Genomic DNA, 14,689 nt, shown 5'->3' on the forward strand with positions numbered 1-14,689 from the left:
TCAGAGAAGCGGATCGAGGAAGAACTTCTTGTCCTGCTCACCCGGCTGCTTCGTCGGCTTGGAAACGTCGCCACCCTTGGTCGCGTGAGCACTCGGCGGGTCGAGATCGCCTTTGCGGCCACATCCGACGACGGCAAGGCCGATGACCGAAAGCACGACGGTCAGGCGGATGATATGCGGCATGTTGATCTGCATCGAAATCCTCTTGGGCGGCAAACGCGGAATGCATTCTTCTTAGCGAAGTTTCCGCGTCTTGTGCACCCTGATTGTTTGCTTGCGTTTTCGTCAGTCTTTTCAGTTGCGGGCACGCCAGAAGGCGATCTGCTTGCGCACCTCGGAAGGCGCCGTGCCGCCGAAGCTCTTGCGGCTGGCAACCGAGGCCTCGACCGTGAGCACGTCGAAGATCTTGTCGGTGATGGCAGGATTGATTGCCTGCAGCTCCTCGAGAGACAGCTGGGCGAGATCGCAGGATTTGCTTTCGGCAAGCGCCACGGCACGTCCCGTTGCATGATGGGCGTCGCGGAACGGCAGGCCCGCCTCGCGCACCAGCCAGTCGGCAAGGTCCGTCGCGGTGGAGTAGCCGGAGCCGGCGGCTGCCTTCATGCGCGCCGTGTTGATCGTCAGGTCGCGCACCATGCCGGTCATGGCTGCAATCGCCAGTTCCAGGCTTTCCGCGGCGTCGAAGACCTGTTCCTTGTCTTCCTGCATGTCCTTGGAATAGGCGAGCGGCAGACCCTTCATGATGGTCAGCAGCGCCACAAGCGAGCCGTTGATGCGGCCGGTCTTGGCGCGCACCAACTCGGCCGCATCCGGGTTCTTCTTCTGCGGCATGATGGAGGAGCCGGTGGAGAAGGCGTCGGAGAGGCGGACGAAGCCGAATTGCGGTGTCGACCAGATGACGATTTCTTCGGCAAGGCGCGACAGGTGCATGCCTGATATGGCGGCGATCGACAGGAATTCCAGCGCGAAATCGCGGTCGGAAACCGTGTCGATCGAGTTGCGGGTCGGCTCGCGGAAGCCGAGCGCCTTCGCCGTCATGTGGCGATCGATCGGGAAGCCTGTGCCGGCAAGCGCTGCGGCGCCGATCGGCGATTCGTCCATGTGCTCGATGGCATGGCGGACGCGCGAGCGGTCGCGGCCAAACATCTCGACATAGGCCATGCAGTGGTGGCCGAAGGTGACCGGCTGCGCTGTCTGCAGATGGGTGAAGCCGGGCATGACGCTATCGGCATGCTCTTCGGCGCGGTCGAGGAAGGCTGCGATCAGATCGGTCAGCGCCTGCTCGCACTTCTGCAGTTCTTCCTTCACCCAGAGGCGGAAATCGAGCGCCACCTGGTCGTTGCGCGAGCGGGCCGTGTGCAGCCGGCCGGCGGCCGGACCGATGAGGGTCGCGAGCCGCGCCTCGATGTTCATGTGGATGTCTTCGAGGCGGCGCGAAAACTCGAAATTGCCGCTTTCGATCTCTGACAGGATCGTGTTCAACCCGTGAACGATCTTGTCTTTATCCTCGGTTGAAATGATGCCTTGATGGGCAAGCATACTGGCATGCGCGATTGAGCCGCGGATATCCTGTGCAAACAGCTTCTTGTCGAAACCGATCGATGCATTTATCTCCTCCATGATTGCCGCGGGGCCGGAAGCGAAACGCCCGCCCCACATCTGGTTGGAGGATTTGGTGTCCGTGCCGTCAGTCATGAGATGCCCACCTGGAGAATGAAATGACAGCAAAGAAGCCGTTCGGTCTGCCGTCCATGAAACTCGTTATGCTTGCCGCCGTCGCTGGGATTATTGCCGGCGCGGCAGCGGTATACGTGAAGGAGGCAGGGTATGGCAATGGCATCGGTGAAACAGCTTCCGCCGATCAATGCGGGACAGCTAAGGATCGCGCCGCTGCCCTGACGCCCTTCACCAAGGGTCAGGTTGCCGCCATGAGCGTGCCGCCGGCGCCGATCTCGCTGAGGAACATTTCCTTCAAGGGTGCCGAGGGACAGCCGCTGTCGATCAACAGCTTTGCCGGCAAGACCGTGCTGCTCAACATCTGGGCGACCTGGTGCGTGCCGTGCCGCGAGGAGATGCCAGCGCTGAACGCGCTTGAGAAAAGCGTCGGCAACGACAAGTTCGAGGTGGTCGCCGTCAACATCGATACCGGCGACGATGAAAAGACCAAGACCTTCCGCACGGAATATGCCATCGACAAGCTTGGCTACTACCGCGACAACACCATGGGCGTGTTCAATGTGCTGAAGAAGCAGGGATTGGCCTTTGGCCTGCCGGTGACACTGCTTATCGACGACAAGGGCTGCCTGCTATCGGCGATGAACGGGCCGGCCGTATGGGACAGCGACGACGCCAAGAAGCTGGTCAAGGCGGCTGCAGGAATTTGATATCCGAAGCCATCTTCAAATCGGGAATGGCGACGCCTGGGGTTATCCCCTATCCATCGATCTCGATGATGATTTCCGTGCATTTGTCGCCATTGGTCGGATGGTAGTCGACGGAGCAGGCCGTCACGACGAGAAGCACATCGGCTTCGGCGCGCAGAAGAACGTTGCCGCCGGGCGGATTCTTCGATGCAAGCACTTCGAGCCGGCCATCGGGTTGCGGCGGTGAATTCTGAAACAGGTTCACCGGGTTGGGCACGAAGGGCATGGTCATCCCTGCCTCGTGCAGGGCGCCAAGGAAATTGTCGTAGCAATTGGGATGATTGTGCAGGCCGGCGCGGGCGTAAAGTGCCGTGTCGCAGGGCGGAAACAGCATATCGTGAGGGCCTGGCGAGTTATCCTCGACCAGCTTCAGAAGCGGGTGGCCCTTCTCGCTGTAGAAACATTCGCCTGGTTTGGGGAAGAGGCGCTCGGTGATGTCGCGGGTCTGCGACGTGCTGAGCCAATCCAGCCCGTCGCCATCCGGTGCGAATGCCCACATATCCGCAACCTGCTGCCCCTCCGGATCAATCACGCGCGCGAACTGGCCCTTTCGCAGCTGGAAACTGCGGCCTGACTGAGGTGGAATAGTTGAGCGCATTCGTGCCTCCTCATTTGTTCGGGGTAATTGGGGCGGCTGAGGGATTTGGGCGGTTTGGTGGCGTGGACACCCGCCCTCGCCCTTCGAGGGTCGCTGCGCTCCCACCTCAGGGTGAGGGCTAACCTATTGTGTCCGCTGAAATTCCCGCCATTTCCAGCGCGCTCCGTTTGTTTGACGCTGGCTCCGTTCCAGCCCTCATGGTGAGGTGCGGAGCCCGAAGGGCGGAGCCTCGAACCACTAGGGTTGGCCCCGTATAGGGCTGTTACCGCGTCGGAACCGGTACTTCGCCGCGATAGTCGTAGAAACCACGACCGGATTTACGACCGAGCCAGCCGGCTTCGACATATTTTACCAGGAGCGGGCAGGGGCGATATTTGGAGTCGGCCAAGCCGTCATGGAGGACCTGCATGATCGACAGGCAGGTGTCGAGGCCGATGAAGTCGGCAAGCTGCAGCGGGCCCATGGGATGGTTGGCGCCGAGCTTCATGGCGGTGTCAATGGCATCGACGGTGCCGACGCCTTCGTAAAGCGTGTAGATCGCCTCGTTGATCATCGGCAGCAGGATGCGGTTGACGATGAAGGCGGGGAAATCCTCGGCGACGGTGATCGTCTTGTCCAGCGAGGACACATATTCCTTGGCGGCGGAGAAGGTCGGTTCGCCGGTGGCGATGCCGCGCACCAGCTCCACCAGCTTCATCACCGGCACCGGGTTCATGAAGTGGATGCCCATGAAGCGCTCCGGCCGGTCGGTGGCGGAGGCGAGGCGGGTGATCGACAGCGACGAAGTGTTGGTGGCGAGCATCGCCTCGGGCTTCAGGATCGGGCAAACCTGCGCATAGATCTTGCGCTTGACGCTTTCGTCCTCGGTCGCGGCCTCGATGGCGAGATCGACCTGGGCGAGGTCGTTGAGATCGTTCGATCCGGTGATGCGGGCAAGTGCTGCCTTGCGATCCTCATCACTGGTCTTGCCGGAGCTGACCTGACGGGCAAGGTTGCCGTTGATGGTGGCAAGTCCGCTTTCGATGCGATCCTGCGAGAGGTCGTAGATATGGACCTTGTAGCCGGCCATGGCCGATACATGGGCGATACCGCAGCCCATCTGGCCCGCGCCGATAATACCGATCGTCTTCAGCGAACTCATTGCCAACTCCCCGGCGGCGCGCTCTTGGCGGTGCGCTATTTTCTCAACCACAAATTTGCCGGGCCATTTCTAGCCCGGCAAAGATTGATAGACCTATAAGAGACGATTTTCCAGTCTCTCGCAACTGCGAGAAGATCAATAGGTACGATCAAAGCGCCTTTTGTAGTTCGGGGAGTGCTTCGAAGAGGTCTGCTACGAGGCCATAGTCGGCGATCTGGAAGATCGGGGCTTCCTCGTCCTTGTTGATGGCGACGATGACCTTCGAATCCTTCATGCCGGCCAGATGCTGGATGGCGCCGGAAATGCCGCAGGCGATATAGAGCTGCGGTGCCACCACCTTGCCGGTCTGGCCCACCTGCCAATCGTTCGGCGCATAGCCGGCATCGACGGCAGCGCGGGATGCGCCGACGGCCGCACCAAGCTTGTCGGCGACGGGAAGAATGACCTCGCGGAACTTCTCGGCAGAACCGAGTGCGCGGCCGCCCGAGATGATGATCTTGGCAGACGTCAGCTCCGGACGATCCGACGACGACAGCGCATCGCCGACGAAGGTCGACAGACCCGGGTTTGCAGCAGCAGAGACACTCTCGATCGATGCGTTGCCGCTTGCGTCCGCTGCGGCAAACGAGGCCGTGCGCACGGTGATCACCTTCTTCGCGTCGGTTGACTGCACCGTCTGGATGGCATTGCCGGCATAGATCGGCCGCTTGAAGGTATCGGCGGAGACCACCTCGATGATTTCCGAGACCTGGGCGACGTCGATGAGGGCGGCAACGCGCGGCAGCACGTTCTTGCCGACCGAGGTCGCTGCCCCGATGATGGTGTCGTAGGAACCGGCCAGCGATACGATCAGCGCTGCCAAGGGCTCTGCGAGATTGTTGGCAAGGCTGGCATCCTCGGCCACCAGCACCTTGGAGACGCCGGACAGCTTGGCAGCCTGTTCGCCGGCAGCCTTTGCGCCAGCACCTGCGACGAGCACATGCACATCGCTTGCCGTTTCCTTGGCGATTTTCGTTGCTGCCGTCAGCGCCTTGGCGGTCTGGTCGGAGAGGTGGGCATTGTCGTGATCAGCCAGAAGAAGAATGGCCATGATATCTAACTCCTCGTTCGGACTGGTTTAAAGCACGCCGGCTTCGACTTTAAGCTTTTCGACAAGCTCGGCGACGGACTTGACCTTTACGCCTGCCTTGCGGCCGGATGGCTCTTCGGTCTTCAGCACTTTCAGGCGCGGCTCGGTCGAGACGCCGAAATCGGCCGGCGACTTCTTGTCGAGCGGCTTCTTCTTGGCCTTCATGATGTTGGGCAGCGAGGCGTAGCGCGGCTCGTTCAGGCGCAGGTCGGTGGTGACAACTGCCGGAAGCTTGACTTCGATGGTCTGCAGGCCGCCATCGACTTCGCGCGTGACCTGGGCCTTGCCGTCGCCGATCTCGATCTTCGAGGCGAAGGTTGCCTGTGCCGTGCCGAGCAAGGCTGCCAGCATCTGGCCGGTCTGGTTGCTGTCGTCATCGATCGCCTGCTTGCCGACGATGATCAGGCCGGGCTGCTCTGCATCCGCGACGCCCTTGAGGATCTTGGCGACTGCCAGCGGCTCGACGGCATCGTCGGTCTCGACCAGGATGGCGCGATCCGCACCCATGGCAAGCGCGGTCCGCAGCGTTTCCTCGGCCTTGGCAGGCCCGATCGATACGACCACCACTTCCTCGGCCTTGCCGGCTTCCTTCAGCCGCAGCGCTTCCTCAACCGATATCTCGTCGAACGGGTTCATCGACATCTTCACATTCGATAGCTCAACGCCCGATCCATCCGCTTTCACCCGGATCTTCACGTTGTAATCAACCACCCGCTTTACTGGCACGAGAATCTTCATGGAATCCTTCCTTCAACATGACCGCCCGAGAACATGCGCTGTTTAGCGCCATTCCATTTGTCGAATGGCGACATGGATACGCGTTTTTCCCCCAATTACAACGCCTCCATGCCGCGGAGATACGAATTGCCCTAAAGGCATAAATAACGTTTACGTCAACGTCAATAAGCTGGCCTGGAACGATTTAATCGCGGCATCAGCGATTCTTGCCGGGAACCCAGAGCACATCGGCGCGTCCGTGGTCGTTGGCGTGGCGCGCAGCGACGAACAGGAAATCGGAGAGGCGGTTGATGTATTTCAGCGCTGCCGGGCTGACATGTTCGCCATCGCTGCGCGAAAGGGCCACCATCAGCCGCTCGGCGCGCCGGGCGATGGTGCGAGCGAGATGCAGATGGGCGGAGGCAGGGGTGCCGGCAGGCAGGACGAAGGATCTCAGCGGCTCGAGATTGGCGTTGAGCCCATCAATATCGTGTTCGATACGCTCGACCTGATGGTCGATGATGCGAAGGGGCTCGTAGGCCGGCGGCTCGTCGGTTTCAGGGGTCGAAAGATCAGCGCCGAGATCGAAGAGATCGTTCTGGATGCGCATCAGCATGGCGTCGAGATCGGGCATGTCGGCCGTATGCAGCCTCGCGACGCCGATGGCGGAATTGGTTTCGTCGACGGTGCCGTAGCTTTCGACGCGCAGATCGTGTTTCAGCCGCCTTGGACCGGAGACGAGGCCAGTCGTGCCGTCATCGCCGGTCTTGGTGTAGATCTTGTTGAGCTTGACCATCGTCTTCCTGTGGTTAGAGCCCTTCGCTTTTCTACGGATCGCGAAACGCTCTAACCCTTTGTTTTATGCAATTCCGGACGGAAAACCGCTACGCACTTTTCCTGGAATTGCTCTAGGCCGGGCGGCCGCCGCCCGTCAGCCAGAGCGTCAGCATGATCAGGATGACCGCGACGGCCTGCAGCAGAACGCGCAGCTGCATCAGCCGGTTCGAAAGGTTCGGATTGTCGCCTTTCATCATGTTCAGCAGGCCGCGAACGAGTACGATCGCGACGAGGCCCATGACAATGATGGCGGCAACATAAGTAACGGTCGACATGGTTCCTCCACCCTTGTCTTCAGAGCAGCTAAGCTTCTCAGGAAAGCTCGAAGCTGCTCCATGTCATTGTTTCCGCGCAATTCCGGGCGGAAAATGCTAGGCATCTTTCCCGGGATTGCTTTAGTCCAGCCGGCGCATCAGACGATAGAAAAGGTTAGCCGGCAATAGCCTTTTCAAGAGAACACCCTGCTTGGCAGGGGTGGTAACAAGATAATGCGGGCGCGGATTTTTCACATTCAACGCCGATTTTAGCACATCATAAACAGCTTCGGGTCCCAATTTATGTTTACTGATCGGGCCCGATCCGTCCAGCCGCCTGAGCTGCCTGCGGTATTCCACCGCATGCGCCGAGCCTTCCAGGTCGATATGCTCGTTGATCTTGGCGAGCGCGTTGGCGGTAAAGCGCGTCGCGATCGGGCCGGGTTCGATGAGGCTCACATGGATGCCGCTATCCTGCAGCTCCATCCTGAGCGTGATCGTCAGGCCTTCCAGCGCGAATTTCGAGGCCGTGTAGGCACCGCGAAAGCGATAGGGGACCAGCCCGAGGATCGAGGAACAATTGACGATGCGGCCATGTCCGTGCCTGCGCATCAGCGGAATGATCTGGCGCGTCAACTCGTGCCAGCCGAAGAAATTCGTCTCGAACTGTTCGCGCAGCACGTCGGTTGTAAGATCCTCGACAGCGCCCGGCTGGCCATAGGCGCCGTTGTTGAACAAGGCGTCAATACGATCGCCCGTACGTTCGCGCAGGGTGGCCACGACAGCGGAAATCGTCTCGGGCCGCGTGTAATCCAGCAGCAACGCTTCGATGCCGTCGGCTTCAAGCGCTGCGAGGTCTTCCTGCCTGCGCACGGTTGCGAAAACGCGCCATCCGTCGGTCTTCAACGCCCTGGCGCAGTAGGCGCCGATTCCGGACGAGCAACCAGTTAGCAGGATAATGCGTTGTTCCGTCATGGGATGTTTCCTGTACAAACAGAAACTCGTTTCCCATATTCGGGGACCCGATACAATCGACAACCGGCGGATGAAGCCGACGTCAAGCGGAGATGGAATGCCGACAGTCCTGCGGACGGTTTACAAGGTAATTTACGACGCGGTGTACCATTTCGTCGAAGATGACGGGTTTGCCATGGCAAGCCATGTAGCGCTTTCGACGCTGCTTGCGGTCTTCCCTTTCCTGATCTTCGGCACGGCGCTTGCGAGCTTCCTCGGCGCCAGCCAGTTTTCGTCGACGGCCGTGCATCTCATCTTCGATACCTGGCCGGAGGCGATCGCCAAGCCTCTGGCCGATCAGGTGGTGCAGGTGCTGACCATCCCGCGCGGCGGCCTTTTGACCATCTCGGTGCTGGCGGCCGCCTACTTCGCCTCGAATGGCGTCGAGGCGCTGCGCATATCGCTGAACCGCGCCTATCGCGTGCTGGAAACGCGGCCCTGGTATTTCAATCGTCTCGCCAGCCTCGGCTATGTGCTGATCGCCGTGTTAATCTTTGCGATTCTCAGCATCCTGCTGGTCGCCGTGCCGCTGGCACTGAACTACACCCGGCAATGGCTGCCGGCGCTCGCAGATATTCTCGAGATCGTCTTCAGCTGGCGAATCTACGGCACGATTTTCCTATTGGTGGCGGGGTTGCTGATCCTGCATCTGTGGCTAGCGGCCGGCCGGCGTCGTCTGCTCGACGTCATTCCCGGCGTCATACTGACGCTGGTTTTCTGGTCGATCGGCGCACTGCTCTTTGCCTATTATCTCTCGACCTTCGCCAACTACACCGCCACCTATGCCGGCCTGGCGTCCGTGATGATCGTGCTCATTTTCCTCTATATGCTGGCGGTGATCTTCATCATGGGGGCCGAGATCAATGCGGCGCTGATGAAATTCCGGGTGCGGCGCCTGCTGTTCGGGAAGACGGCGAGCCGCCCGGCGGAAGAGACACCCTCGGAAGAAGTGCTTGCCGAATCAGAGGCCGATGCGGCAGCGAAGCTCCGCCGGTGACAGGCCTCGCCGGCGCCACTCGGCGATGCCGGTATCGCCCAGGCTCTTGGAAAGCTTGCGGCCGTTATCGTCCAGCACCAGGCGGTGATGATGATAGAGCGGTTCGGGCAGGTTAAGCAGGGTCTGCAGCAGACGATGGATCGAGGTTGCGTGGAAGAGGTCGAGCCCGCGCACGACATGGGTAATGCCCTGCGCCGCATCATCGACGACGACAGACAGATGGTAGCTCGACGGCGCATCGGAGCGCGACAGCACGACATCGCCCCAGGCTGCGGGGTCGGCCAGGATATCGCCTTTCCCTCCATCGCCGCTTTCCTGCCAATGGAGCGGCCCGCCCACGGCTGTCATTGCCTTTTGCATGTCGAGACGCCAGGCATGTTTCATGCCCGTTGCGAGCAGGCGCTGCTGCTCCGCATCACTGCGCTCTCGATCGTCGGACGGATAAAGCGGCGTACCATCTGGATCGCGCGGCCATGGCTTTCCGCTTGCCTCGAAGGTTGCGACCTTCGCCTTGACCTCGCCGCGTGTCAGAAAGGCGGGGTAGACGAGGCTGCGCTCGATGAGTGTTTGCAGTGTCTCCTGGTAGGCCGGGAAATGTTCGGACTGCCGGCGCACCGGCTCCCGCCAATGAAGGCCGAGCCAGGCGAGGTCGGCATGAATGCCGGCTTCGAAATCGGGTGTGCAGCGGGCCAGATCTATGTCTTCGATGCGCAGCAGGAAATCACCGCCAGTCCGCGCCGCCATGTCGTAATTCAGAATGGCCGACAGTGCATGACCAAGGTGCAGCGGGCCATTCGGGCTTGGGGCAAAGCGGAATTTCGGCTTTTGACGGGGAATCTCGATCATGCTTTCTTCTGCCACGAATTTGAACCGGGGACTACGAGACACCATGCAGATCATTCGAGACGAGGGCGACATCGAACGTGGGTTGGCGGCCCTGCTGGAGCTTGATCCGCGCCTGCGTCCCGTTGCCGCAGAGGCGGGGGCCATACCCCTGCGTCTGCGTCAAGCGGGCTTCGAGGGGCTCGCCCATATCATCGTTTCGCAAGTCGTGTCCCGCGCCAGTGCCGATGCGATCTGGGGGAAGATGATCGCCGGGATGGGGGAGGTGACCGCCGAGGGCTATGCCGGCCTGGAGCCGGAGGCATGGCGAAGCTTCGGCCTGTCGCGAATCAAGCACGACACTTTGGCGCGCGTGGCGGATGCCGTCGTCGGAGGCGGTCTTGATTTGCATGCGCTTAGCGCCGAATCACCTGAGAAAGCGCTGTCCGAGCTGATGGCGATCAAGGGAATCGGGCCCTGGACGGCTGAGGTCTACATGATGTTTTGCTGCGGTCACGCAGATGTGTTTCCGGTCGGCGACGTGGCGCTGCAGGCCGCGGTCGGCATGGCTTTCGGCCATGCAGAAAGGCCGCTCGCCAAGGCTTTGGCCCGGGAAGCCGCGGTTTGGGCGCCCTGGCGCTCCGTTGCGGCCCGGCTTTTCTGGGCTTATTATGCCGCGAAAACACGGCGAGATGCGCTGCCTATAGTTTAATCAGCAGCTCTTGTGGATTCGCCTTTACGTACTGAATTTATTCGACTTCACAATCCTGTAACAACCGGCCTAATATACAGGTGCAGATGCCGAATCGATCAGGAGGGTTCCTTGACGATTGCAGTCTCCCCGCAGTCCTTGCCGGCGCTCGTCCTGAACGCTGACTATAGGCCGCTGAGTTACTATCCCTTGTCGCTCTGGTCCTGGCAGGACGCGATCAAGGCGGTCTTCCTTGACCGTGTGAATATCATTGCGGAATACGATCACTCAGTGTCGTCACCGAGCTTCTCGATGCGACTGCCGAGCGTCGTTTGCCTCAAGACATATGTGCAGCCATCCCGTAATCCCGCCTTCACTCGGTTCAACGTGTTCCTACGTGACCGGTTTGAATGCCAGTATTGCGGCGCGCATGACGACCTGACCTTCGACCACGTCATCCCGCGCGCCCATGGCGGCGAGACGACCTGGGAGAACGTGGTCGCGGCCTGCTCACCGTGCAACCTGCGCAAGGGCAGCAAGCTGCCGAAGCAGGCCGGCATGTTCCCGGCGCAGAAGCCATACCAGCCGACGGTGCAGGATCTGCACAATAACGGCCGGCTCTTCCCGCCGAACTACCTGCACGACAGCTGGCTCGACTATCTCTACTGGGATTCGGAATTGCAGCCGTAAGATCATCCTGGCGATCTTGCACGAGGGGAGTGCAGCACCACCTCTGTCCCTTTCGGGACATCTCCCCCACATGGGGGAGATCGGGTAACTCGCGGTGCTCTCCCGCCTCAAGCAGACATCGGATCTGCTGAAATTGCAGCCTACAGTCTTACGAGTGCGAGCGGCATACTCCTAACGATCTCCCCCCATGTGGAGGAGATGTCCCGAAAGGGACAGAGGGGGTATCAGAGGCGCAACATGTGAGAGATGCCGCCGTTTGGCCCAGATCAGCCAGCCTTCTTCGCACCAACAAAGGCGATCGCAGCCAGGATGACGCTGGCGATGACGTTCCATCCGGCCATCGACAGACCGAGGACGCGCAGCGCTGCTTCCGTGCAGGAGGGACCCTTGATGGTCGAGAGTTCGTTCAGGAGGTCACCGGCATTCTGTGTCATGCTGCTGGCTGTTGTCGAGCAGGTCGTCGGGCCTGCCCAGAAGTGCCATTCCACGCCGGCGTGATAGACGCCGATACCGCCGCCGACAACCATCATCAGGCCAGCGATGATCAGCAGTCCGCGGGTGATCCAGGACGGCAGGCCGGCAACTGCCGTCAGCGCGGCGATGATGGCGACCGGGATGCCATAGTAATAGGGCTGGCGCTGGTCGAGGCAGAGCGCGCAGGGTATGTAGCCGCCGATATGCTGGAAGCCGAGCGCCGTGCCGATGACGATGATCATGCCGATCGTCAGGAGAGCGCTATAGCCGAGGCCGGCGCGGGAAGAGGTCGAAGTCGTGGACATGCGCGGGGGCTCCTTGGTCAACTTGCCAGGGCAAAATGGAAGATGCCGTAGAGGGCAATGAGTATGGCAGCGGCGGCCATTGCGATCTGGCCGAGGCGCTTTTCGATGAAGTGGCGGATGGATTCGCCATAGCGGCGCAGCAGGAAGGCCAGCAGGAAGAAGCGGGCGCCGCGGGCGACGATGGCCGAGATGATGAAGAGGCCGAGATCGATATGGGCGACGCCGGATAGGATCGTCACCACCTTGATCGGCGGCAGATGCGCCAGGCCGGATGTGACCAGCAGCAACAGAACCCATTCATAGGTAACGCCGGCGCTCATCTGGTTGAAGGCGTCGAGCTTGCCGTAGAATTCCAGGATCGGCTTGGCAATGGCCTCGAAGGCGTAATAGCCGAGTGCCCAGCCTGCAATGCCGCCGAGCACGGAAGCGACCGTCGCCGTCAGCGCATAGCGCCAGGCGCGCTCGGGCCTTGCTAGCGACATCGGCAGGAACAGCACGTCCGCCGGGACGAGGAAGACGGAACTCTCGACGAAGGCAATAACGGCCAACCAGATTTCCGCCGATTTGCGGCCGGCAAGCGACATGGTCCAGTCGTAAAGTCTTCGAAGCATGCGGCCCCCTATTGCTGCGTTGCAAACCTTTAGGGGGCAGGATTATGGCTGTAAATGGTCGCTGGCTGACGGAACCCGCACAAAATCAAAATTTTTCGTGATGGTGGGGCCTCAAAACGCCTATTTTGCTAACGGATTGACGGATGGTTGCTCAGGCTGGCTCACATTGCGCACAGCCTGGATACATCACAATTCTCGGCGATGGAGCGTGTTGCCCATGCTCAGGTTCAGCGTTTGGTCTGCGGACGGATGGGGCGGCCTCGCTCGATCCTGAGAGCTTTGAGAAGTCCGGACTTTTCAAGTCGCGCCGCCACGTTGCCGCTGGTGATCTCCCGGAACACCGTGTCGGTCTTCTCGCGGATCGGAGAGATGAACAGTTTCCGATGTTTGGTCATGATCACACCCCCAGGTGGAGTGTTGGAAGGCTAACCATGAGGACGGCCGCGATTCCGGCCATCAGGACGGACGTCTCTATCAATAACAACGCAAACCTGCGGCCACTGATGATGAAAAGAGAATTTTCCATCTCAACTCCTTGTTATAATTATTTTCTAAGAGATGGCCACCATATCACATAGTTTTAGAAAAATTTCATATATTATTAAAAATAGGGAATTTTTATTTTTCGGATGTGAGTGCATCCATATTAGCTCTAGCAAAGATCGTCGCAATCGATGCGACGGCTCGAATGAAGTTGGTGCCGGATCGATTCGGGACGCAAGGCCAAAGAAAAAGGCGGCTGTGAGCCGCCTTTGCCTGTCTTGCTATCCAGTGAGCGGATGCTACTGTCGATGGAGCTCCACGCGGCGGTTCTTTGCGCGTCCCTCTTCATTGTCGTTCGGTGCCACGGGCGACTGCAGGCCTTCGCCGCTTGCCTTGAGACGATCCTGCGCAACACCATAGGTGCTGACCAGATCGGCGACGACAGCGTCTGCCCGTTCCCTCGACAGTTTCAGGTTGAAATCGGCGCCGCCGATATTGTCGGTGTAGCCGACCACGGAGAGCTTCTCGTTCGGCTGATCCTTCAAGAATTTGCCGATTTCATCGAGGCTTGGACGCGAGTCCGGCTTGATCACCGCCTTGTTGAAGTCGAAGTGAATGCCGTAGAGTAGCACCTTGCCCGAGGTATCGAGCGCCTTGTTGATGTCAGACGCCGTGACCAGAACCATCTGGTTTTTCAGCTCGCCGACCTGCAGCGTGTCGAGACGAACATAGACCTGGCCCTTGACCGCTTCGAATTCCGGCACATAGCCGTCTTCGAATTCAATCACATAAAGCGCGAGATAGGTCTTGGCGCCGCCTTCTTCCTTCACGGCAGCCACATAGCGTGCCTCGTCAGGACTGAAGCCGAAAAGCTGGCCGCCGGGGCCCTTTTCTCCGAAGACATCTTCCAGCCGGCTGGTATCCTCCTGCTTTGCCTGAAACAGGATCTTGTAGCCTGCGGACTGCAGATCGTTCAGGTAGTTGCGGAACACCTCGGCCGAGGACGGTCCGGCAGGAACGGAGTAGACGTTCTGCGCCAGGCGACCTTCCAGCTCTTCCTTGCTGGCAAAGCCAGACTTGTCCGGATCATCCTCGTTCTTGACCCATTTTCCCGTCGGCAAGGTGTATTCCGCGAAGTTGCGCCCATCGCACAGCTCGATCGATGAACCTTCGAAGCGCTTGATGCCGGGAAAATCCTTGCAGCCCGCCTTGTCGGCAGCGAAGACCGATGACGAGACGGAAACCGCCGTCAACACGATGGCCGCGAAGACCCCGCTTAAGAGTTTCGATGTCATGATTACCCCCAAAATGACAGAGTGACGCGTCATCGGCGATCCAAATGCGCCAGGCCACCCGATGTCGCGATTGCTTTATAGGGGCGTAAAGTGCATCTCGCAATATGGGAAATGAGGTACAGGAAATGGCATTGCCGGCGCGTTTGGTTGACAGGTGCGGGGGTTTCGGGGCTTGGATCAACCGCGGTGGCCTCGCCTCGGTTTTAAC

The 14,689-nt window shown here is 60.0% G+C and carries 18 protein-coding genes; 4 read left to right on the top strand and 14 right to left on the bottom strand.

Features of this window, described 5'->3' with window-relative positions; genetic code table 11:
• Together lptM and argH are read right to left on the bottom strand one after the other, a co-directional pair.
• Positions 1-195 carry an LPS translocon maturation chaperone LptM gene (gene lptM / locus ACQZ6F_RS21210; RefSeq protein ID WP_068389134.1) on the bottom strand — a complete coding sequence of 65 codons (195 nt, stop codon included), beginning with the start codon at positions 193-195 and terminating at the stop codon, positions 1-3.
• Between the two features lie 99 nt (positions 196-294).
• The gene (gene argH, locus ACQZ6F_RS21215) at positions 295-1,695 is read right to left on the bottom strand and encodes an argininosuccinate lyase (RefSeq protein ID WP_449093747.1); all 1,401 of its coding nucleotides are present in this window, start codon (positions 1,693-1,695) and stop codon (positions 295-297) included.
• A gap of 23 nt (positions 1,696-1,718) precedes the next feature.
• Between argH and tlpA the strand changes: the two genes are divergently transcribed.
• Entirely contained in the window at positions 1,719-2,384 is a 666-nt protein-coding gene (gene tlpA, locus ACQZ6F_RS21220) for a thiol:disulfide interchange protein TlpA (RefSeq protein ID WP_449093746.1), read from the top strand.
• Positions 2,385-2,433: 49 nt separating this feature from the next.
• On the opposite strand, the gene ACQZ6F_RS21225 is transcribed toward tlpA, so the two are convergent.
• From ACQZ6F_RS21225 to ACQZ6F_RS21255, 7 genes are all read right to left on the bottom strand, one after another.
• A complete protein-coding gene (locus ACQZ6F_RS21225; RefSeq protein ID WP_449093745.1) occupies positions 2,434-3,021 on the bottom strand; it encodes a DUF1989 domain-containing protein in 588 nt (195 codons plus the stop codon).
• Between the two features lie 262 nt (positions 3,022-3,283).
• A complete protein-coding gene (locus ACQZ6F_RS21230) occupies positions 3,284-4,162 on the bottom strand; it encodes a 3-hydroxybutyryl-CoA dehydrogenase (RefSeq protein WP_068389142.1) in 879 nt (292 codons plus the stop codon).
• A gap of 148 nt (positions 4,163-4,310) precedes the next feature.
• Entirely contained in the window at positions 4,311-5,252 is a 942-nt protein-coding gene (locus ACQZ6F_RS21235) for an electron transfer flavoprotein subunit alpha/FixB family protein (protein WP_449093744.1), read from the bottom strand.
• A gap of 27 nt (positions 5,253-5,279) precedes the next feature.
• Positions 5,280-6,029 (bottom strand): electron transfer flavoprotein subunit beta/FixA family protein, encoded by a 750-nt coding sequence (locus ACQZ6F_RS21240; protein WP_449093743.1) that lies wholly within the window; start codon positions 6,027-6,029, stop codon positions 5,280-5,282.
• 196 nt (positions 6,030-6,225) lie between these two features.
• Complete coding sequence (locus ACQZ6F_RS21245; protein WP_449093742.1) at positions 6,226-6,804, bottom strand: cob(I)yrinic acid a,c-diamide adenosyltransferase; 579 nt, start codon at positions 6,802-6,804, stop codon at positions 6,226-6,228.
• A 112-nt stretch (positions 6,805-6,916) separates the two neighbouring features.
• Positions 6,917-7,120: a twin transmembrane helix small protein gene (locus tag ACQZ6F_RS21250; protein ID WP_047630776.1), complete on the bottom strand. Its 204-nt coding sequence runs from the start codon at positions 7,118-7,120 to the stop codon at positions 6,917-6,919.
• 120 nt (positions 7,121-7,240) lie between these two features.
• Positions 7,241-8,074: an SDR family oxidoreductase gene (locus ACQZ6F_RS21255; RefSeq protein WP_449093741.1), complete on the bottom strand. Its 834-nt coding sequence runs from the start codon at positions 8,072-8,074 to the stop codon at positions 7,241-7,243.
• Positions 8,075-8,171: 97 nt separating this feature from the next.
• On the opposite strand from ACQZ6F_RS21255, the gene ACQZ6F_RS21260 reads away from it, so the two are divergent.
• The gene (locus tag ACQZ6F_RS21260; RefSeq protein WP_174072386.1) at positions 8,172-9,110 is read left to right on the top strand and encodes a YihY/virulence factor BrkB family protein; all 939 of its coding nucleotides are present in this window, start codon (positions 8,172-8,174) and stop codon (positions 9,108-9,110) included.
• Here the strand turns inward: ACQZ6F_RS21260 and gluQRS are convergent.
• Positions 9,075-9,956: a tRNA glutamyl-Q(34) synthetase GluQRS gene (gene gluQRS, locus ACQZ6F_RS21265; protein WP_449093740.1), complete on the bottom strand. Its 882-nt coding sequence runs from the start codon at positions 9,954-9,956 to the stop codon at positions 9,075-9,077. The genes ACQZ6F_RS21260 and gluQRS overlap by 36 nt on opposite strands.
• 43 nt (positions 9,957-9,999) lie before the next feature.
• On the opposite strand from gluQRS, the gene ACQZ6F_RS21270 reads away from it, so the two are divergent.
• Together ACQZ6F_RS21270 and ACQZ6F_RS21275 are read left to right on the top strand one after the other, a co-directional pair.
• Positions 10,000-10,644: a DNA-3-methyladenine glycosylase family protein gene (locus ACQZ6F_RS21270; RefSeq protein ID WP_449093739.1), complete on the top strand. Its 645-nt coding sequence runs from the start codon at positions 10,000-10,002 to the stop codon at positions 10,642-10,644.
• A gap of 111 nt (positions 10,645-10,755) precedes the next feature.
• The gene (locus ACQZ6F_RS21275; protein ID WP_068389162.1) at positions 10,756-11,313 is read left to right on the top strand and encodes an HNH endonuclease; all 558 of its coding nucleotides are present in this window, start codon (positions 10,756-10,758) and stop codon (positions 11,311-11,313) included.
• Positions 11,314-11,579: 266 nt separating this feature from the next.
• Here the strand turns inward: ACQZ6F_RS21275 and ACQZ6F_RS21280 are convergent, their stop codons facing one another.
• The 4 genes from ACQZ6F_RS21280 to ACQZ6F_RS21295 all read right to left on the bottom strand — a co-directional run bounded on the left by ACQZ6F_RS21280 (position 11,580) and on the right by ACQZ6F_RS21295 (position 14,481).
• Complete coding sequence (locus ACQZ6F_RS21280) at positions 11,580-12,092, bottom strand: disulfide bond formation protein B (RefSeq protein WP_077471737.1); 513 nt, start codon at positions 12,090-12,092, stop codon at positions 11,580-11,582.
• 17 nt (positions 12,093-12,109) lie between these two features.
• The gene (locus ACQZ6F_RS21285) at positions 12,110-12,703 is read right to left on the bottom strand and encodes a YqaA family protein (protein WP_077471736.1); all 594 of its coding nucleotides are present in this window, start codon (positions 12,701-12,703) and stop codon (positions 12,110-12,112) included.
• A gap of 227 nt (positions 12,704-12,930) precedes the next feature.
• Positions 12,931-13,098 (bottom strand): hypothetical protein, encoded by a 168-nt coding sequence (locus ACQZ6F_RS21290; RefSeq protein WP_169055364.1) that lies wholly within the window; start codon positions 13,096-13,098, stop codon positions 12,931-12,933.
• Between the two features lie 387 nt (positions 13,099-13,485).
• Complete coding sequence (locus ACQZ6F_RS21295) at positions 13,486-14,481, bottom strand: OmpA family protein (RefSeq protein ID WP_449093738.1); 996 nt, start codon at positions 14,479-14,481, stop codon at positions 13,486-13,488.
• Positions 14,482-14,689: the final 208 nt, after the last annotated feature.

It is taken from the genome of Rhizobium sp. A22-96, assembly GCF_053521805.1.